We start from the raw sequence: 21540 nt of genomic DNA on the forward strand, positions 1-21540 counted from the left end.
CCTTTGTTCAATATGTATAAATAATAATAGACACAAACGAAATTATGCTATATTCTCAGGAGTAAAAATGACACACCCTGAAAGTCGTAAAAAAACTCCTCCGCCTCAAAAACAAGATCTACCAGAGCTAAGCAGAGTGAAACAAAAAACTCATCTGCTTGAAAAAGAAAAATTTACTATTAATCTAAAAACTATAGGAGAAAAAACACCTCTAAACAGAGTGAAACAAAAAACACCTCTAAACAGAGTGGAACAAAAAACACCTCTAAACAGAGTGGAACAAAAAACACCTCCGCCTCAACGAACTTATTTAAAACTACCAAAGCTAAGCAATACACAAGAATCAACATTAGATTATAAAGAAAACGCTAGATCAAGAACTCAAATACGTCAAAGAAATACAAAAAAAGATACGCAAAAAAATTCACTACAAAGGAAAGCTTTATTTAAAGATAAGCTGAATACAAATCATTATACTTTTAACAACCGTGACACTAAAGAAAATTTAAAAATATCCACATTATCAAAAGATCTGAACAAAATAAGATATAAACATAATACTTCCCATCCTATTTTTAATAGCACTATATCTAAAAATAATACAAGGAAATTGTTATTTAAAGGTAAGCTGAATAATACTTTTGACAACCATAATATTAAAAAAAATTCAAAAACATTCATATCAATAGATAGAGATGATAGGGATTCTCAAAATAATATTTCCCATGATATTTTAAATAACCCATTTTTGATTATAGTTAATAAAAGATTAAAAGAATATAATCAGAAAGATATTAATCATCATGTTACTTATGATAGAGATCAAGATAACGCTTCTCCTATTAATGATACTAATGAAAGAGAGACATATACATTATATGATTGGTTTAATAGAAAAAATGTTAGAGTATTAAAAGCTTTAAGAGATGGTAATTGCTTTTTTGATTCAGTTTATAAGAGTGTAAATATAGCTAAAAACATAAGAAAACAAAGATATTTTGAAAAGGAAATGATAGATTTAGAAGAAAAGACTTCTAATTTTAAGAAAGATTTTCTTTATAGAATTATTACTTTTTTAGAAAATACTAAAAATCTGAAAGAAATATCAAAAAGAGAAGAAGAAGTTTTTAATATAATGATAAACTCACTTATACAGGAGCAATACTATTCTGATAGTGTGGTGAAATTGGATATTGATGAGGTTGATATATATAATTATCATTCCTTTATTGATGAAAAAGTTAAAGAATACTATATTAGATTCTTTGAATATAATATGTATGCCGATAATGGTATATTATTTCTATATATATATTTTTATGAAAAAAAAATATACTTATTTGAAGGTATTGTTAATGATAATATAGATAAATCACAAGAAGATAATGAAGTTATTCAAAGTGAAGAGGAAAAAAAATTTACATTATATAATAATTATTATATATACAACTACAATCATAGAAAATTTAGACTCAGTTGTTATGACCTAAATTTTGAGTATAAGTCAATAAACTCCATAAAGGAACTTGAAGAAAGCTTAAATGAAGAGAACTCTATTTATTTGGTTAAAGACGAACGTCATTATAGACCCGTTCACATTACAAACTCAATACTTGGAATAATAACAAATAAAAATCTAGGAATTTTGCCGAGGTTTGCTAGAGTAAATAGCCCTAATAAAAATATTAACGAGTTGGGAAATAGTAATAATAAAAGAGATCTCTCAGCCCCACCAATTACCACCCCAAGATTTAATTCAATAAATGACGAATATAGAATAAAAGCTAATAAAGAAACTAATGAAACAATTCAAGAGCTTATAGGTATTTCCAATCAAATCTTTAATTATATTGAATCCAAAAAAAAAGGATTTAATTCTATTGATGTTGTTGATGACATTACTAAGACATTCAAGTCAGATAAGTATTTAATCATCTTAATTATTGAGCTTATAAAATTTAATAACTCTAATAAAAATATTTTAAAGATGCAGGAATATAACACAAAATTAATAATATTTGGTTTAGAGTCTGAATTTGGAAGATACGATATTAAAGAGAAAGGTGATATGACAAAACGCCTTATTCAAGGACACAATATATTATTGGAAGAGAGTGGTGGTGACGAAAACTGTTGGAAAATAGAAACTGATGCAAATCAAAAATTAGAACTAGTAAGCCCAAAGCTATATATCTATCTCGACAAAGAACAAGATAAATATAAGATTTGCAGTATTATATGCTTAAGATTCTTAATATATTTAAAACAAAATTTACATAATGAAAATCTTGTGGATATTAAGAGTTTTATAGAAAAAGAATTAGATATTAGTATGGAATACTCTATTAAAGAACCATATGGTATTGAAGAGTCTTCTATGGCTCACTATTATGAATTAGACAGAGAGGAACCTAAATCACTATTAGAGAATAATATTAAAGACACAACTGAGTTAAATACCAAAGGAGCTCATTTAAATCTATCATGTAGTATAAATGAAATTAGTCGTTTCTTTGATAGTTCTAATGTAGAACATTTTATACTCGAAAATTTTTTTAAAAAAATTAATGTTATAGAAGAAGAGTTTATATCTTTCCTCTTTAAAAAAGATCCAGATTATTCTGACTATATTATGAAAAAACATGATGATGAAATGTTAGAAAAATATAATCGCCGCAAAGGAATAGCATATAAACCTCAAGCTGAGTCACTTAAGAAAAAGATCATGGATAATATGAAAATTAATCCATTAGATAAATATAAAAAACTTTGGGGAAATTTTAAAAATACTTTTTCTCTAATGGGGATAAATGTGAAGAGAGATACCTTATATAATATTATATTCCTAAAATTATTAGAAGTTCCAATTTTATCTCTGCAATACAAATATGCTACTAAATTTCTTAATAATATGAAAACTCCTAAACCTAAACGTTTATCAAGTATCAAAAATTCTTATAACTATATATGGATAAAAATAGGACTTGAAAGTCTAGTAGTTACTTTAAATGAAAAAGAGATTCAAAAAATAGTTAATTTTATAAAGGAAAATAAAGAATTACTAATTCTTAATAATTACACCTCCGATACCTCCATTGAAGAATATAAATTGATTAAAGAACATAATCAGCAAATTATAGACAACCTTATAAATAACTTAAATATTTTAAAAGAGATTAAATCGCCTAGAAGGAAAATAAGTCATAATAATGAAATATTAAATAATAGAATAGAATTAAGAAATAATACAAAGGATAAAATATCCTTAAAATCACCTACAAACAAAAGTAGTATACCTATTGGAGCAAGGCATGATACATACCTAAATTCATTTTTACGCACCAATGATAAAGGTGAGTCTACTCAATATTTTGTTTTAGAGTTTAGAGGTACAATGAAAGCACTTAAAGCTACACTTAATACTAGTATAAAAAAAGGGGCTAGATAACTTTAGTACTATGTTTTTTTACTACGAAATTCACTTCCCATGATGCAAAATTCAATTTTTAACGCTTTCAATCAAAGGAAATATTTTAGAAGCTGAAGATAATAAGTTTTATTATACAAAATAAAACCACAAAATAACTAAAATTATTTCTATATGAAAGATTGAATCTATCAGATAGCACAAGAAATATGCTTGAATGCATGATAGATAAACGTATAATAAAATTTGCAGAATAGAATTTAGACTAAAAAATCTATTCTATCACTATAGACTTCTCTAAAGAGAACTCTTTATTTTTATCTGTATAACTATAGATATTTGCCCATACAGAATTATCTTTTGATCTATGAGTTTCTATAATAGTATAGTTTCTATCGGTAACACCATCAAAATTTGGTGAAGTATCTATTGCAGCAATATCCACATTATAGCCTTGATTTTTTATGTTTGATAAATTAGTAGTATCTAAGTTATTTTTATTGAATGTAGTAGCATAAACGTTATCTTTATCAACACCATTAGCAAACAGCGCCATGTTTTCATTACGCATTAAACTAGCAATAGCAGGATTTTCAAAATCATTAGTATTTTTAATACTTCCACAAGTGACATTATTAAACTGTCCAGGAGTTAAAATACATGATTGTACAAATTCTAAATCTGCATTTTTATATACTAAAGCTGATTGAAAATCATAACCATGTCCAGGAGTTGGGTTAGGTTTGCTAAATGTCGCTAATTCAATATGTTCAGCATCAATATCTGATGGAAGTTGAAATTCTGAAATTTGTGTAAATGTTTGATATTCATCATTAATTTTTTTAGATTGTAAAAGATAGGCACTCACAGGAGATGATTTATCTTTATCACTAGTTACAGCATAAGTGAAATATTGAGCAATATGGTTAGACCAATTTTCATTATTGTAAGTAATAGTTGGGTTATATCCATTAGGAAGCTTTAATTTTATAGCTTTATCTTTTTTATCGCCATTTAGTAAGTCTTCTATAGAATAGATATAAGCAAAATTTGAATTGGATTTTTCATTAGTTACTAAAACTAAGATATTGTTATAACCAATATTCACAAGCTGATCTATCTTTACAGATTTAGAAGCAAGTTCTTTGGGCAGACCAATATGCTTTTGAGTATAGTCAGTCGAACTAATAAGAGCACCTTCAACAACTTTATCTGTGTTATATACTACAAGAAAATCTCTGTCAAATTCTGTTTGATCGCTTTCTCTACTAAAATAAGCATACGGATCATCAAGGTTTACTACAAATTGCTCTTTGTCTATAGATTTTTTATCATAAGCAAAAGCAACACTTGTACACAATATAGAGCTTACTAGAAATTTTTTTAAAAAATGATTCATCTTATTTTATCTCCACTTTAAAATGAAAATTGAAATTTTATTTTGTAAGATGATATATTTTATATTAATAACTATCAAGTTTACATTAATGGAGTTAATATCTTCAAAATACTTTCTACAATAAGACTACTACGCTTATTACTCATATGGTCCGTTTTTAATGTAGAATCTGCTAATAATTTATTTGCCCAGTTATAAACTTCTTGTACATGATGCTTACTATAAAGAAAGGTTGCTATCTCATAATTTAGGAAAAGACTTCTATTATCAAGGTTTACAGAACCTAACATTGCAATATTATCATCTATTAATACAGCTTTAGCATGCATCATATTCTCAGTAAAATGAACATCAATATCACAAGCAACAAAATCTCTGGTGTAACTAGCTCTTGCTCTGTCAACAATCTTATGGTTAGAGCTTTTTGGTGTTATTATCTTTACATCTATTCCACGTCTCTTAGCTAAAATAATAGTTTGATATAACTCCGCTGATGGAATTAAGTAAGGGGTTATAATCCATATTTTTTCTTTAGCTGAGTTAATAGCTGTTAATAAGCCTGCATATAGTTGATCTTGCTGTAAATCAGGACCTGAAGGAATAACTTGAACAAAACCTTCTTGCTTTATTGCTTTAGGAGCTTCAAACTCTAATTCTTCACCTGTAGCAAAATGCCAGTCTGAAGAAAATATCTTTAGAAAATAAGCTATTGACTCACCGTTAATTTTAAAAAGTAAGTCATCCCACATACCCTCATGTTCCATAGGAGACATATATTCATCGCCTATATTCATACCTCCACTAAAGACTGTCTGATTATCAAAAATATAAATTTTTCGATGGTTCCTAAAATTTATATAATTACGTAGAGGATTGGATATTACCGGCATAAAGAATACAACTTTAGCACCTAAATTACGTAGTTTTTTAAATATTTTTCGTTGGTGCCTATATACATAAAATGAACCTAAAGAATCTATTAAAAGTTTTATTTCAACTCCATCTGCAGCTTTCTTTTCTAATGCGTTTATTACTAACTTTGATGTAGTATCATTCTTAAAAACATATGTTTGAATATAAATATTACGTTGAGCTGAATTAATAGCAGCTATCAAACCTGCATATAGCTGATTTTTATGCATATCAGGACCTGATGGAATCACTTGAACAAAACAATCTTCTCTTACATTATTTTGAATTTTAAAACTTAATTCTTCATCTGTAGCAAAATGCCAATCAGAGCAAAAGACTTTTAAAAAATGAACTATAGATTCTCCTTGAATTTTAAATAGTAAATCATTCCACATACCATCATGATGAATAGGTGACATATATTCATCACCTATATTCATTCCTCCACTTAGTACAGTTTCATTATCAAATATGAATATCTTACGATGATTTCTATAGTTAATGTAATTACGAATAGGATTGGATATTACAGGCATAAAAAATACTACTTCAGCACCTAATTTTCGTAAATTTTTAAATATTCTCTTATTGTGACGATAAATATAAAAAGAACCTAAAGAATCTATCATAAGCTTTATATCTAAACCTTCAGCAGCTTTTTTTTCTAAAGCTTTTATAACAAGTTTAGATGTTTTATCACTTTTAATAATATAAGTTTGAATATAGATACTTTTTTTAGCAGCTTTTATTGCATTTATAAAAGTTTCAAATGATTTAATACCGTCCGTATATATATCAAAAGAGTTTTTTCTAGTAAGAGTTGATAATTCTAAGTTTTCAAAAGTGCTTATTACACTAGTGGGTAAATTTTCGCAGTTTTTATTATTTATGCAATATTCATCAAACAATAAAGAATCATGGATATTCATAGCTCCTTTTTGCCAAAATTTACGTCTATCTTTACGCTGAAATATAAAGAAAAAAGGAATTGCTACATATGGTATAAACAGTATAGCTAAAAGCCAAGCAAGAATATTTGATGCTGACTTTTTGTCAACAATAAGCTTTAATACTATAAAAATAGTAAAAATTTGACATATAAATAAAACAATATTTGCTTCTAAAATATATATCAAGCTTGAAAAAAAGTTATCCATACTTATTGCAAAATATAGGTTTATTTTAAAATTCTAACATATCGGATAACCACATATCTAACAGCTATTTAATATTTTTTAGTAAACATAGAGTAATTATAGAAATAGTCACTACAGTTAAAATAAGCATTAAAGGAGTAAACATAAAACCTTCAGCAACTCCAAAACTAGCTAGTGCTAAAAATGCGCCATTAAAAATAGCAAAACTAATATTATAACTAAGACCTAAACCGGATGCTCTCACTCCTGGTGTAAATAAGGTGCTAGCATAATTCGTAGCAACACCTACTATTAATCCCATAAATACATTATTTATAAGCATTACCTCTAGTAAAAAGCTTGAATTTTTAACTATACAATAATAAAAAATGCTACCAAAAATTAATAAACCAAATGCTCCTATCAATAAAATAAGTAAAGGGCCAAACTTATCTGCCATATATCCAGCTGGTATAGATATTATAGAAAAAACAAATAAGTTTATTAATATAAGAGTCGATCCACCCTGTATATGATTCAATTCAAAATAAGTTGGTAAATAGAGAGAGAAAAATCCTATGACCATAGCGAATATTGAAATAGCAGCTATTGATTTAACTATAGCTTTCTTTTCTTTTTTGAATAAGCTTAAAATAGGTACTTTATAATTGCTTTCTTTATTTAAAAATATAGTTGTTTCATGAATTTCTTTCCTGAAGAAATAGCTCACTATAGCAGCAATACCTCCAAGCATAAAAGCAACTCTCCAAGCATACTCTTCTGTTAAAAGGTATGTAGTAACTATTTTAGTAATTTCTGCAAAAAATATTCCAAAATTAATAAAACAAAATATTATTCCACAAGCCAAACCACCATTTTTCAATAATGATTCTTTAACAAAAACTACAGCACTTGGAATTTCACCCCCTATAGCAGCTCCTTGGACTATTCTTAGAATTACAAACAGTAGGGTTGCTAAAATCCCCACAGCTTTATAAGAAGGTAAAAGAGCGATTAGAAAAGAAGCCAGACCCATGAGCAATATCGTCAATATAAAGGACTTTTTACGTCCATATTTATCACCTATATGACCAAATATAATTCCACCAATAGGTCTTGCGAAGTATCCTACAGCAAAAACTGTAAATGCTGATAATGCTTGTAAAGCTTGCGAACCTTCAGCAGGAAAAAAAGTTTTACCAAGTATAATTGCAAACATACCGAATATTACAAAGTCATAAAACTCTAGCATTCCGCCTATACTAGTCAATAAAATCGTTTTAAATTCTTCTTTTTTAAGCATATTTAATTAAGTATAATTACATCCAAATTATTTCAATGATAGCTAATAAAATTTAAAAAGCTAACTTTTACTTATGACAAAAATAGAAAATACACTTAAAAGAAAAGTTCAAAAAGGACAAAAGTTAATTCCCAATATAAAAAACATAATCCTTGTAGCTTCAGGAAAAGGTGGTGTTGGTAAATCTACTGTTACAGCAAACTTAGCCGTAAGTTTTGCAAAAATGGGAGCAAAAGTAGGTGTGTTAGATGCTGATATATATGGCCCAAGTCAGCCAACGTTGTTTGATTTGAAAGATAACCCACAAACTACCGATAAAAAGAAAATCATCCCTTTAGAGAAATATGATGTAAAAATGATTTCTATTGGTAATCTTATCGATCCTGACTCTGCTGTCATTTGGAGAGGACCGATAGTTTCTAGAGCATTAATGCAACTTTTAAATGACACCAACTGGGGTGAACTTGACTATTTATTTTTAGATTTACCACCAGGCACAGGCGATATCCAACTTACAATCTCAAAAAATATACCTGTAACAGGAGCTGTTATAGTTACAACCCCTCAAGACTTATCTTTAATAGATGCAAAAAGGGCGGTTACAATGTTTGAAAAGGTTGATATAAAAACCCTTGGAGCCATAGAGAACATGAGTTATTACATCTGTCCAAAATGCGGTCATAATGATTATATTTTTGGAGAGGATGGGGCGCATCTGTTATGTGGTAAAAACAATATTGAGTTTCTAGGTAATTTACCTCTTCATAAAGCAATTCGTGAAAATTCAGATAATGGTAAACCATATATAAGCTTAGAAAAAGATGATAATATAAATCATAGTTATATTACTGTAGCTGAGAACTTATTAAATGAAATTGAAAAACTACCAAAGGCAAGTAGTTTAGATTCTATTGGTGTTAAATTAGAAAACTAAGAGAGAAATTATGGCAATTAAGTCTGACAAATGGATAAAGAAAATGTCTCAAGATCATAATATGATTGATCCTTTTGAGGCAGGACAAGTAAAAGTAGCAAATAATGAAAAGATAGTCTCTTATGGCACCTCTAGCTATGGCTATGATGTTCGGTGTGCTGATGAATTTAAAATTTTTACAAACATTAATTCGTCAATTGTTGACCCTAAACATTTTGATGATAAAAATTTTGTCGATTTTAAAGGTGATGTTTGTATTATTCCTCCAAACTCTTTTGCACTTGCTCGTACAGTTGAGAAATTTAAGATTCCAAGAGATACCCTAGTTGTATGTTTAGGCAAATCAACTTATGCTAGATGTGGAATCATTGTAAATGTAACTCCGCTTGAGCCAGAATGGGAAGGTTATGTTACTTTAGAGTTTTCAAATACAACTCCTTTACCTGCTAGAATCTATGCAAATGAGGGGGTTGCTCAAATGTTATTCTTCCAATCAGATGAAGAGTGTGAGACTTCATATGCAGATAAAGGTGGTAAATATCAAGGACAGGTTGGTGTTACTTTACCAAAGTGCTAATTAACTTATTTTGTTATTCTACCAGTAACAGCTTGAAAGGCTTTTAGATCAAACACTTGTAAACTAGCAAATACATAATCAAAAATATCTGCTTGTATTTTCTCATAATTTACCCAATTTGTATCATTTGTAAATATATATAATTCCACAGGTAAGCCTGTTTCTGTTGGTTGTAATTCTCTAATTAAAAAAGTTAAGCCTAGATGTATCTGAGGGTGATTACGTAAATAATTTTCAATATACGTTCTAAATAGAGTTATATTCGTTATTTTTTGATTCTTTTTAGTTTCAATAAATTCTTTTAAATACTCTTCATTTTGAAGTTTAGCAAGCAATTCTGGCTCACAAAATCTAATAGTATCAATATCTATATTAACAGATCTTTTAATTCTACGACCACCGGTTTCAACCATTCCTCGCCAATTTTGCACACTATTATTTATAAGAGTGTAAGTAGGTACCGTTGATATGGTTTTATCAAAATTGCGAATTTTAACAGTATTTATAGAAACCTCCATAACATCACCATCAACTCCTGCCGATGGAATAGTGATCCAATCACCAACTCTAACAAGATCTAATGCTGCAACTTGAATATTTGTCACAAAGCCAAGTATAGTATCCTTAAATACCAACATTAATACTGCAGACATTGCCCCTAAACCTGTTAAAAAGGCTATTGGAGACTTATTCAAAAGAAGTGAGACAACTAAAATAAAGCCTAATATAAACAGAATAATTTTTACAACTTGAGCATAGCTTCTCAATGAGTGATGCTTAAAATATGAAAAAGTTTGGAAGTAATTAAAAATTGCATCTACAAGAGCTATTAAAAACCATATTAAGTATATCGTAATATATACTTGAGCCATTAGTTTTATAAAGCCAACGATACTTATAGTCCAACTATTTTCTGGATGGCTAGCAACTCCAATTGCTACATAAATAAATATAGCTGGTGCAATACGTGATAATTTTGTAAAAACTTTATTCTCAGCTAATAAATTTGCCGCTAAAATATTACTTTTTGAAAATATACTTCTAACTACAGAAAGTATATATCTATTGATTATAAACCCTATCGATAGAGATAATAATAGTACTATTAAAAAAATAGTTAAGAATGCTAAAATAAGAGATATTTGACTATGTCCTATTAGGTTTATATAGTAACCTTTTAATATTTCCATCATTATTTATTATCCTTTTTTATTCAAAGTTAACTTTATACTATGCTTCAGATTCTTTCTTAGTTTTAGTAGAAGATTTTTGCTGTGAATTATCCTTACTTGGTAATAGTGCTGCAACTTGAGAAATCATATTATTAACTAATTGCCCTTGGAGATAAGTATAGATTCTATCAGCTTCACTATTTTGAGCTAGCTGAGTACCTGTATTTGATTGCCAGAATTGTTGTGTACTCAAAGATTTATTAGGTATTACAGGTGTTTTCTCATCAGGTCTAACTACATTATATGTCACCGTATAAATAAGTTGATATGTATTGTTTGATGCTCCACCAACAACACTGGTCATTTGTGATCTCTTTTGAACATTTTGAATATTTATAATATAATCAGCAGCCTTTTCATCAGTTACAATTTGAGCCTTATAGCCATTTAAGCTGCTTCTAACATCATTAGCAAATGAACTAAAGTTATTACCTTGAATATAAAACTTACTTCCTATAATACTATTAAAATTACCTGCATTAGCTCCTGTTATAACACCCCTAGGATGAAACCCACATGAGGCTAAGGCTAATAAAAATGCCAGAACTAAAGCTATATATTTTTTCATAATAAACCTCTATTTAACTACTATATTCATTAACTTTTGTGGTACATAAATCACTTTTACAATTTGTTTATCAACTATGAAAGATTTAACTCCTTCATCAGCTAATACAGATTCTTCTATCTGCTCCTTTGAAAGTGATGCATCAAGCTCTAATTTTGCTTTTAGCTTACCGTTGATTTGTACCACTAAAAGAAACTCATCTTTTTCAAGAGCATTATCATCAACAGTAGGGAAGTGAGTATGTAGAATATCATCGCCTAAACCAATCTCTTGCCATAAGTGATGACAGATATGAGGAGTGAAAGGTGATAATATTTTCAATAAGATACCAAATCCTTCGGCTTTAACACTATTAGATAAATCATCATAATTATTAAGCGTATTTAAAATCTTCATACACGCAGATACAACAGTATTAAACTGGCTTTTATCAAAGTCAAAAATAGCTTGTTTTAAGTTTACATGGATTTCGTAACGAGCTTTTTTATCATCTTTTGATAATACTTTAGTATCTATAGTGACATTTTTTGTCAATATTTCTTTGTTTGTATAAGCATAGTTATAAACCTTACGCAGAAACTTATTAGCCCCATCAACACCAGTTTCTGACCATTCTAGCGATTGCTCAGGAGGGGCTGCAAACATACTAAACAGTCTAACAGTATCAGCACCATACTTATCTATTAGCTCTTGAGGATCTACCGTATTGCCTTTAGATTTGGACATTTTAGCACCATCTTTTAGTACCATTCCTTGGGTAAGCAGATCTTTAAACGGCTCATCAGATGTTACTAAACCTTCATCACGCATTAACTTATGGAAAAATCTTGCATAAAGTAAGTGCATAATTGCATGCTCAATACCGCCGATATACTTATCAACAGGTAGCCAATAATTAGCTTCATCACTTAGCATTCTATCAGCAGTAGGGCATGTGTATCTTGCATAATACCAAGATGATTCAAAGAATGTATCAAATGTGTCAGTTTCTCTTCTTGCTGGTTTACTACATCTTGGACATGCTACGTCTAAAAATTCTGGCATGTCTTTTAAAGGTGAACCAGCTTCAGTAAGAGTTACATCTGTAGGTAGTTTAACTGGCAGATTTTCTTCTTTTTCAGGGACAACTCCACAATCATCACAATGAACCATAGGAATAGGACAGCCCCAATATCTTTGACGAGAAATACCCCAGTCATGAATTCTGAAATTTGTAGTTTCATAGCCTTTATCATTATCAAAAAGATATTTTTTGATTGCTTGATAAGCTTTTTTGAAATTTAAGCCATTAAGTTCACTAGAGTTTACTAAAATTCCTTTTTCAGTAAATGCTTCTTTTTCTAAATCTATCTTTAATTTTTTATCATTTGACTCAATTACTTGTTTAAGTGGGATACTATACTTCTGTGCAAACTCCCAGTCTCTTTGATCGTGTGCAGGAACTGACATCACAGCTCCAGAGCCATATCCCATAAGTACAAAATTTGCTACCCATACATCTACAGTTTCTCCAGAAATAGGGTGAGTTACTTTAATAGATGTTTTAAAGCCTTTTTTCTCTTGAGTTGCTAGATCAGCCTCCATCGTAGATAGCTTTTTACACTCATCTATAAATGCTGCTAATTCAGGGTTAGTTTTTGCTTCTTCAAGAGCAAGAGGGTGTTCAGGTGCTATACCAAGATAGCTAACACCCATTAAAGTATCTGGACGAGTTGTAAAAACTTCAATTTCTTGATCAGAGTTTTCAATTTTAAACTTAACTGTTAAGCCTTTTGACTTACCAATCCAGTTTGTTTGCATAGTTTTAACCGCATCTGGCCAACCATCTAATTGATCTATATCTTTTAGAAGTTCATCAGCATAATCTGTTATTTTTAAAAACCATTGTGGGATTTCTTTTTTTTCTACTAAAGCGCCAGATCTCCAACCTCTACCATCAACAACTTGCTCATTTGCAAGAACTGTCTGATCTATAGGGTCCCAGTTTACAACTGAGTTTTTACGATATGCTAACCCTTTTTTGTATAGTTGAATAAAGAACCATTGTTCCCATTTATAATAACTTTCGTCACAAGTAGCAACCTCTCTAGACCAATCAAAACTAAAACCAAGCGAATCAAGCTGAGATCTCATATAAGCAATATTACTTTTTGTCCATTCATAAGGTGATTTTTTATGCTTGATAGCAGCATTTTCAGCAGGTAAACCAAATGCATCCCAACCCATTGGATGAAGAACATTCTTGCCTTGCATTTTTTGATATCTGGCAATCACATCACCAATTGTATAATTACGTACATGTCCCATGTGTAGAGTACCACTTGGATATGGTAGCATTGATAGACAGTAGAATTTTTCTTTATTTTTGTCTTCTACAGCCTTAAAAGACTCATTGTCACGCCAATATTTTTGAGCATCTTGCTCAATTTGAGTAAAGTTATATTCGCTCATTGAGATATTTATTCCAGTTAATAGTTAGATTTAAAAATTTGATAGGTCAATTTTATTTGAAAATGAAGAAAATATCTAGTTCTCAGACATCCAAGTTTCGAGAATTACACATGCTGCTAAGGCATCAACTTTTAAGTGTGATACTTTTTTATTTTTTACACTCTCAAGACGCCAGCGAGCTTCACGCGTTGAATAAGCTTCGTTAACCATGTGTACATTTCTTTGGTAGCGCTCTTTTACCAATTTAGCAAAATCTTTAGCTGCTTTGGTTATATCAGTTTCAAAATCTTGAGTATCTAGCGGTAAGCCAACAACAATATCAGAAGGATTCCATCTTTTAATAATTTTATCTAGGTCTATCCAATTAGGCACACCATCATAAGCTTCAACTGTACCAATAGGTGTAGCAGTTTTAGTAATCATTTGACCACTAGCTAGACCAATACGAGCCTTACCAAAATCAATAGCAATTAAAGATTGAAACATTAGCCATTACCTATATTTTTAAATAATGAATCTAGATTTTGTAGACTATATCCGGCATGTTCAAGATGGTATTGCCACTTTGTTTTATTCTCATAATTAAAGAGTATCTTTTTACTTAATTTATCAGTAACAATCCAATCATTAGCTTTAATTTCATTTGTCAATTGGTCTTTTGTCCAGCAGCTATAACCAACGACTGGTAAAAAATACTCAGGAAGAATATTGTTAGCCAAATCTTCTAAAATATCTATAGATGCAGTAATAGCTAACCCCTCATCAAGTTTAATAGTAGAACTATAGTTTCTACCATTTGTTGTATGAAGTATTAAAATTTTATGTGGACTAATCGGACCACCCATGTAAAGAGGGTGATGTAATATTTCTTCAAATGTATTATTACAAGGTATTTCAAGCTCCTCAAACACATCTTTTAGAGTATCCTCTAGAGGTTTATTAATAATTAACCCCATAGCCCCATGTTTATCGTTCTGACATAAATAAATAACAGATTTGGTAAATATAGCATCATTTTTTATGAGTGGTGTTGCTAATAAAATTTCACTTTTATGGTTTTGGAACATATTATATATCTTAATAAAAATTAACTTCTTTTTTATAAAAATGGCTCAAATAAAAGCCGCAGTGGCAATCATTTTAAATGAAGATAAATCTAAAGTCTATATCAGCCTAAGGCAAAAGCATCAGACTTATAGTAATTATTGGGAGTTCCCTGGTGGTAAGCTTGAAAATAATGAAACCTTTGATGAATGTGTTAAAAGAGAACTATACGAAGAGGTAGGAATAGAAAAATGCGTTTTAAAGCCTTATATAAGCAAAAAACATATTAATAAGGACAATATTCACGTTAGTCTCAATTTTTTCATTGTTGAAGCCTATAAGGGCATTCCTTACCCAAAAGAAAATCAAAGATTACAACTTATAAATATTTCTGAGTTAAATAATTTTAAATTTCTTCCAGCAAGTTTAGAAATAATAAAGAAACTTCAAAAAGATTACCTTTAAAAAATCACGAAAGAATAGGGTTATCCACAGCAGAAAAATAACTTTCTTCACATTTACACAATTTAACATAATATGTATTATGCGAATGTTTATATTTGTGTGGAAATTATTGTACAACTCTAAAACCATTGATTTTAAAGGCTTTTAGCTTGTTTACTAGAATATAAAAGACTTAAAAGATATATTATGAGATTAGATTTCTATGTACTTGTGCTCTAACTCTAAAGAATTCTTTGAACTTATATCAAAATTAGAAACTTCTTTTTGATTTTGAGTTTTAATAATGAAACTCATATCTTTGGATTTTTTATATAGCCGATTTATAAAACTTTTTTTGCAATTATTTTCAAGTAACCTAATCTCTTGACCACCTGCTAGCGTTTCTAAATCCTTCCAAGCATTTTTCACTAATTTCTTAATATCATTATTAGAAATTCTGTTTAAAACATGCTCTAAATTTACCTCTTGTAATGAGTCTTTATTATCAGAATAATAGTTAGATTTTATTATTGATAATAAAGTTCTCATTCCTTGATTTTCTTTTATTACACAATATTTTCTGGACATATTGATTCTCCTTACTGTATATAAAGTTATTAAAAATAACAGATAAGCTCTGATCAAAAAATTCTTTAGTTTTGTATATAATTTCTAAAAAATCACTTTTCATTACTAATCTATTAACCTCTTTTTTTCAAAAAAACTTTATATAAAAAATACCAGTAAAGAGACTTTATGGTACAAGTTCATAAAACAATAATGAACTGACAATTATATTATCTGCTAAAAGTCATAAAAAATAGACTTGTAAAACACCAAAAAATACTCTCTATATTGAAAAATATGAGTTTTCTTAATTATAAGAAATTCTTATAGAAAAAAGTATTGCATTATAAAAAATTTTTCTAAAAATACCAAAACCCTTTTATTATATAGTTTATATAAGTAACAAATCTATAAAACTGATTATTTATCTTGAATGATACCAATAAAAGAAATTTCAATTGCTAGATAAAATTTCATAGAAAATCATATTTATAAATCATTTTTTCTTATATATAAATACTTAACTCTAAGATTTTCTTATTATAAATTGTTTTTAATTTTCTAAATTATCTTTTTCTAGTAATTGCTTAGTTGTTTTAGCAATATTTGACCAAATTATGATAAATAAAACTAAACTTATAATCGTTGTTGCAATATTGATAAGAGGCACTAAGTTTAATATAGTTAATCCAACATACCAATAAACCAAAACTCCTTTGAACTTTAGAGTTTGATTATGTTTTGACTGATATATCTTAATTTGATCATCTAACTTTACAGCGACAACAACTAAAGCTATATATGACCATAAAGGCAGCAATTGAGTCCAAAGCCATGCCCCATGAATTTTATAACTCCCATTCTGCTTGGCTAGTATTCTAGCAAGTCTCTGTTGTGATAAAATAAACATCACTGAAACAGCAAAAGAAGCAATTATAAGAGTTACAAAAGATAGCTCAATAATTAAACTAAGAGCCTCTGGAGATACAGAGTTATCCATATTTCTTACTTAAGTTATTTAATGTAATGTAGATTCAGATTTTATACTAGAATTAATTACTTTACTGTAAATTTATTAGTAAATTTACCATCTGAACTATCATTCACAAAAAATTCAAATTCACCAGGCTCATATACATAGTTTAAATCATTATTATAAAACTTAAGATCATTTATATCTAACTTGAATGTTACCGTTTTAGTTTGACCTTTTTTTAGGAATACTTTTTTAAATTTCTTAAGTTCTTTTACTGGAGGAGTTATTGAACGAACCTTTTGATGAACATACAGTTGTAAAACATCAGCCCCATCATAATCACCAGTATTTGTAATATTTACTTTAATTATTAACTTATCACCCTCTTTTATTACTTTATGGTTTTGTGTTGGTTTAGATATATTAAAAGTTGTATAACTCAAACCATAACCAAATGGATATAATGGTGTGTTACAAGTATCCATATAATTTGAATGGAATTTTTCAAATTTGCAGTCATTTTTTTCCAAAGGCCTACCTGTATTTTTATGGCTATAATAAATAGGAATTTGACCAACATTTCTAGGGAATGACGCTGTTAATTTACCTGAAGGATTTACATCTCCAAATAGTACATCTGCAATTGATAAGCCAGCTTCACTACCAGGGAACCAAACATCTAATATTGCTGGAACTTCTTTTTTCTCTTCATTTAAAACAAGAGGTCTACCATTAAAAAGTACTAATACAATAGGCTTACCAGTTTTAACTAATGCTTTTAGTAAATCTCTCTGTGCTTTTGGAATTCTCAAATCTGTTCTACTTGTGCTTTCACCACTCATTTCAGCAGATTCACCTAATGCAGCTATGATTACATCAGATTTATTCGCTACTTTTAAAGCTTCATCTAATAATTCTTTAGAAGATTTATCATTTCTACCAAGAGATTTATTAAACATAGTTGCATTTTTTTCAAAGGCTTTACTATAAGATAGATTACTGCCTTTTGCATATAATATTTTACCTTTTTGACCAACTACTTCTTTAAGCCCTTTTAATAGTGATATTGATTTATCTTGATCCGCTGTGACACTCCAAGTTCCAGCCATATTATTAGCAGCATCGGCAAGAGGTCCTACTAATGCGATAGTTTGAGACTTTTTAAGTGGTAACAAGTGCTCTTGATTTTTTAGTAGTACCATAGATTCTGCACCAACTTTACGGGCAAATTCTCTATGCTCTTTAGAGAAAACTTGTTGTTTTGCTATTTCAGGATTGCCATACTTGTATGGATTATCGAATAATCCTAACTCAAATTTAGCTATTAGAATTCTTTTAACTGCTTGGTTTATCTCATCTATAGATACTTTGCCCTCATCTAAAGATTTTTTTAGAGTTGTTAAGTAACCATTACCAACCATATCCATATCTGTACCAGCATTTAAAGCTGCTGCTGAAACAGCTTGAAGATTTTTACCAATACCATGATTTATCATCTCAGGAATACCTGTATAATCAGAAACCACAACTCCTTGAAATCCCCATTGATCACGAAGTAAATCAGTTAGTAACCATTTATTTGCAGTAGCTGGAACTCCATTAATCTCATTAAACGATGCCATAATCGTGCCAACACCAGCATCAATAGCTGCTTTATATGGAGGAAGATATTCGTTATACATTCTAACCTTACTCATATCCACAGTATTATAATCACGCCCTGCTTCTGCAGCACCATATAATGCAAAATGTTTTACACTTGCCAATAACGTTGCATCTTTTGATAAATCATCTAGTTGATAACCTTTTACCATTGCCTTGGCAATTTGACTACCTAAATAAGTATCTTCACCACTACTTTCAGCTATTCTACCCCATCGAGGATCACGAGAAATATCAACCATTGGAGAAAATGCCCAATTGATACCTTCACTACTTGCTTCAATAGATGCGACTCGAGCAGTTTTTTCAATCATACCTAAATCCCAACTAGTTGATAATCCTAGCGGTATAGGGAAAGCAGTTTTATATCCATGAATGATATCCATACCAACCAATAGTGGTATGTGTAAACGAGTATCTTCAACGGCCATTTTTTGTGCTTTAGCAATATCTTTTGGATCTTTAAGATTAAATACGCCCCCAGCTTTTCCTGCTTTTATAAGATCATAAAATTTACTTTGCTGGCTAATTCCAGTAGTTGCTTGACCAGCATCAACTAAATTTAATTGACCTAGCTTTTCTTCTAATGTCATTTGAGATATTAGCTTATCAGCTTGATCTTCATATTTTTCTTCATTTACAGTATAGGAGTTTGTAACCTGTGTATTATTTGTTTTTCCTAAAAATGAACAAGATGTTCCAAGACTTGCACAGATAGCTAGTGCTAATATTTTTTTCATAAGCTTAAAATTGATTTCAAAAAGATGTTAGCAATAATATCAAAAAAGTTATTTTGTAGTTAAAAAATTTCCTTTTAAAGAAAAAATTATGGAATAATCAAAATATATCTACATCCTCAAATAAATAAATCATGAGTAATGAAAACAAGTTAAAAAGAGATATTCTTGCGCGTCATATTGTAATGATTTCTCTTGGTGGAACTATATCAGCTAGTTTCTTCCTAGGTGTTGGTAGTATCTTAAATTCAGTTGGTGCATTTGGTACAGTATTAGGCTTCTTTCTCGGTGGCATAATAATGATGCTGGTGATGATAAGTCTTGCTGAGATGTCTATAGCGATGCCAATAAGTGGCTCTTTTCAAACTTATGCTACAAAATTTATATCTCCATATTCAGGATTTCTAACTGGCTGGCTATATTTACTTAACTGGTTAACTGCTGCAGCCGGAGGTTTAGTAGCAGCTGGTATTATTTGTCATAATTTTTATCCGGAGATAAGCGTTTGGCAATTCTGCTTAGCAATTATTGTTATCGTTAGCCTACTCAATTTATGTGCTGTTAGAGTCTTTGCAGAGATTGAATTTTGGCTTTCTGCAATAAAAATTATCACAATTATTGTATTTATAATAATTGGTATAGGCATTATTACAGGAGTTTTACATTCTAACAAACCAATATCAGGATTGGTCAATTTCTATGCAGATGGATTATTTCCCAATGGCTTTAAAGCATTTTTATTTGGTTTAGTGATTATCGTATGTACTTTTCAAGGTGCTGAACTAGTTGGTATTGCTGCAGGTGAAACAAAAGATCCTGAAAAAAATATTCGTAAAGCAGTTAAAAGTGTCGCTATTCGTATACTTTTATTTTTCGTATTTTCTTCTTTTATAATTGCTTATATCATTCCATACAAAGACTCCGGTGTCGCAAATACTCCTTTTATCACAGTACTGCAATTAGTAAATATCAAATATGTGGATACAATTATGCAATTAGTGATTTTAACAGCAAGTTTATCTGCTGTTAATTCATGTTTTTATACTTGTGCAAGATTAATGTGGTCTATGGCTTCAGATAATCAGGCTCCTAAAATATTTGCAAAGGTTAGTAAAAAACAAGTTCCAATATATGGTGTTTTATTTGTTGCTATACTTTCCTGTCTTTGCTTGATTACAAAATTTGTTGGTGCTGAAAAGCTATTTATATTGGTAGTATCATCATCTGGTATGGTTGGCTGTATGATATGGATTATTATTAGTTTATGTCATGTTTATTTTAGAAAATCATTAAGTAGTGAGCAAATCGCTAATTTAAAATTTAAAGCATGGGCATTTCCTGTGATCCCTTATCTAAGTATTCTATTTAATTCTTGCGTGATATTGGGGATGTTATGGGATCCAGATCAACGCATGGTGGTTTATTCAGGAGTAATTTTGATAATTATATTTTCAATCTTATATAAGATTTATTACCTAAAGAAAAACATTGTAAAATAAAGCTTTGACAAACTATTTATTTAATAGTACTATTAAATAAAATAAACTATTGAGTGAAAAGTTATGAGTGATTATCAAAATTTAGCAGAGCAAATTAATAATATTGAAGATACATTAAAAGCTTCAGGAAGATATATATTTGATGGCAAAAAACTAATTGTAGCAGGTATAATATTTCTTCTTATTCCAGTTATTCAGTATCTTATAAATATATCATTTTGGAAAATTAGCTATATTTATCATAATATTGAAATAGGTATTTTTATAAATGTGATATTTTATATTGCCCTTTTTAAGATAGTTTTTTTAGTAACTAAGACTACTAAAAATCATCGCTACCACCCTTCTGTTAATATATATGTCGAAAAAGCAATAGATTTACACGATGTTATTTTAAAAACCATGTTTGTAACAGTTATAATATTGTCTATATGTGGCTTTGGTAATATAGCATTTTCATTTGTATATATATTCTTAGGGCTTGTATATAACTTATTTGGAAGGTTTTCATTAGAAATTATTAGAAAAATTTCTATTAGTTATATTGTTATAGGTATTATTTCAATATTCTTTGTTAAAGATTATAATAATATATTGTGGCAACTTATGATGGTATATTTAGGTTTAACCTATATAGTAATGGGTAAAATTTTAGAAAAAAGTAGGTAAAAA

16 protein-coding genes and 2 pseudogenes are annotated in these 21540 nt (G+C 29.2%); 6 read left to right on the plus strand and 12 right to left on the minus strand.

The genetic code is table 11. The features are described from left to right. Nucleotides 1-67 precede the first annotated feature (67 nt). A complete protein-coding gene (locus QI37_RS01005) occupies nucleotides 68-3448 on the plus strand; it encodes a hypothetical protein (protein WP_040007739.1) in 3381 nt (1126 codons plus the stop codon). Nucleotides 3449-3701: 253 nt separating this feature from the next. On the opposite strand, the gene QI37_RS01010 is transcribed toward QI37_RS01005, so the two are convergent. The 4 genes and pseudogenes from QI37_RS01010 to QI37_RS01025 all read right to left on the minus strand — a co-directional run bounded on the left by QI37_RS01010 (nucleotide 3702) and on the right by QI37_RS01025 (nucleotide 8177). Continuing rightward, complete coding sequence (locus QI37_RS01010) at nucleotides 3702-4826, minus strand: hypothetical protein (protein WP_040007741.1); 1125 nt, start codon at nucleotides 4824-4826, stop codon at nucleotides 3702-3704. A gap of 80 nt (nucleotides 4827-4906) precedes the next feature. After that, nucleotides 4907-5932 (minus strand): annotated as a pseudogene (locus QI37_RS10350) (phospholipase D-like domain-containing protein); the annotation flags it as partial. A gap of 282 nt (nucleotides 5933-6214) precedes the next feature. Continuing rightward, nucleotides 6215-6895: pseudogene (locus QI37_RS10355) on the minus strand (phospholipase D-like domain-containing protein); the annotation flags it as partial. A 64-nt stretch (nucleotides 6896-6959) separates the two neighbouring features. Then, nucleotides 6960-8177 (minus strand): MFS transporter, encoded by a 1218-nt coding sequence (locus QI37_RS01025; protein ID WP_040007743.1) that lies wholly within the window; start codon nucleotides 8175-8177, stop codon nucleotides 6960-6962. Nucleotides 8178-8250: 73 nt separating this feature from the next. Between QI37_RS01025 and QI37_RS01030 the strand changes: the two genes are divergently transcribed. Together QI37_RS01030 and dcd are read left to right on the plus strand one after the other, a co-directional pair. Further along, a complete protein-coding gene (locus QI37_RS01030; protein ID WP_040007745.1) occupies nucleotides 8251-9111 on the plus strand; it encodes an Mrp/NBP35 family ATP-binding protein in 861 nt (286 codons plus the stop codon). Between the two features lie 10 nt (nucleotides 9112-9121). Beyond that, nucleotides 9122-9688, plus strand: a complete 567-nt coding sequence (dcd, locus tag QI37_RS01035; RefSeq protein WP_040007747.1) for a dCTP deaminase — start codon at nucleotides 9122-9124, stop codon at nucleotides 9686-9688. A 5-nt stretch (nucleotides 9689-9693) separates the two neighbouring features. On the opposite strand, the gene QI37_RS01040 is transcribed toward dcd, so the two are convergent. The 5 genes from QI37_RS01040 to QI37_RS01060 all read right to left on the minus strand — a co-directional run bounded on the left by QI37_RS01040 (nucleotide 9694) and on the right by QI37_RS01060 (nucleotide 15006). Then, nucleotides 9694-10878 (minus strand): mechanosensitive ion channel family protein, encoded by a 1185-nt coding sequence (locus tag QI37_RS01040; protein WP_040010632.1) that lies wholly within the window; start codon nucleotides 10876-10878, stop codon nucleotides 9694-9696. Between the two features lie 40 nt (nucleotides 10879-10918). Further along, nucleotides 10919-11491 (minus strand): LPS-assembly lipoprotein LptE, encoded by a 573-nt coding sequence (locus QI37_RS01045; protein ID WP_040007748.1) that lies wholly within the window; start codon nucleotides 11489-11491, stop codon nucleotides 10919-10921. A 6-nt stretch (nucleotides 11492-11497) separates the two neighbouring features. Beyond that, a complete protein-coding gene (gene leuS, locus QI37_RS01050) occupies nucleotides 11498-13939 on the minus strand; it encodes a leucine--tRNA ligase (protein ID WP_040007750.1) in 2442 nt (813 codons plus the stop codon). Between the two features lie 75 nt (nucleotides 13940-14014). Beyond that, the gene (ruvX, locus tag QI37_RS01055; protein WP_040007752.1) at nucleotides 14015-14425 is read right to left on the minus strand and encodes a Holliday junction resolvase RuvX; all 411 of its coding nucleotides are present in this window, start codon (nucleotides 14423-14425) and stop codon (nucleotides 14015-14017) included. Beyond that, nucleotides 14425-15006, minus strand: a complete 582-nt coding sequence (locus QI37_RS01060; RefSeq protein ID WP_040007754.1) for a YqgE/AlgH family protein — start codon at nucleotides 15004-15006, stop codon at nucleotides 14425-14427. The genes ruvX and QI37_RS01060 overlap by 1 nt, the downstream gene beginning before the upstream one ends. Nucleotides 15007-15046: 40 nt before the next feature. On the opposite strand from QI37_RS01060, the gene QI37_RS01065 reads away from it, so the two are divergent. Beyond that, nucleotides 15047-15448 (plus strand): (deoxy)nucleoside triphosphate pyrophosphohydrolase, encoded by a 402-nt coding sequence (locus QI37_RS01065; RefSeq protein WP_040010633.1) that lies wholly within the window; start codon nucleotides 15047-15049, stop codon nucleotides 15446-15448. 192 nt (nucleotides 15449-15640) lie between these two features. On the opposite strand, the gene QI37_RS01070 is transcribed toward QI37_RS01065, so the two are convergent. The 3 genes from QI37_RS01070 to bglX all read right to left on the minus strand — a co-directional run bounded on the left by QI37_RS01070 (nucleotide 15641) and on the right by bglX (nucleotide 19372). Further along, on the minus strand, nucleotides 15641-16015 hold the full coding sequence (locus tag QI37_RS01070; protein WP_040007755.1) for a hypothetical protein: 375 nt from the start codon (nucleotides 16013-16015) through the stop codon (nucleotides 15641-15643). Nucleotides 16016-16547: 532 nt separating this feature from the next. Then, a complete protein-coding gene (locus QI37_RS01075) occupies nucleotides 16548-16994 on the minus strand; it encodes a hypothetical protein (protein WP_040007757.1) in 447 nt (148 codons plus the stop codon). 56 nt (nucleotides 16995-17050) lie between these two features. After that, the gene (bglX, locus tag QI37_RS01080; RefSeq protein WP_040007759.1) at nucleotides 17051-19372 is read right to left on the minus strand and encodes a beta-glucosidase BglX; all 2322 of its coding nucleotides are present in this window, start codon (nucleotides 19370-19372) and stop codon (nucleotides 17051-17053) included. A gap of 131 nt (nucleotides 19373-19503) precedes the next feature. Here bglX and QI37_RS01085 point away from each other — a divergent pair, with 131 nt between their 5' ends. Beyond that, complete coding sequence (locus QI37_RS01085; protein WP_434061678.1) at nucleotides 19504-20868, plus strand: amino acid permease; 1365 nt, start codon at nucleotides 19504-19506, stop codon at nucleotides 20866-20868. 63 nt (nucleotides 20869-20931) lie between these two features. Further along, nucleotides 20932-21537, plus strand: a complete 606-nt coding sequence (locus tag QI37_RS01090; protein WP_040007763.1) for a hypothetical protein — start codon at nucleotides 20932-20934, stop codon at nucleotides 21535-21537. Nucleotides 21538-21540 lie beyond the last annotated feature (3 nt).

The sequence above is a fragment of the Candidatus Francisella endociliophora genome, from assembly GCF_000764555.1.
GTDB lineage: Bacteria > Pseudomonadota > Gammaproteobacteria > Francisellales > Francisellaceae > Francisella > Francisella endociliophora.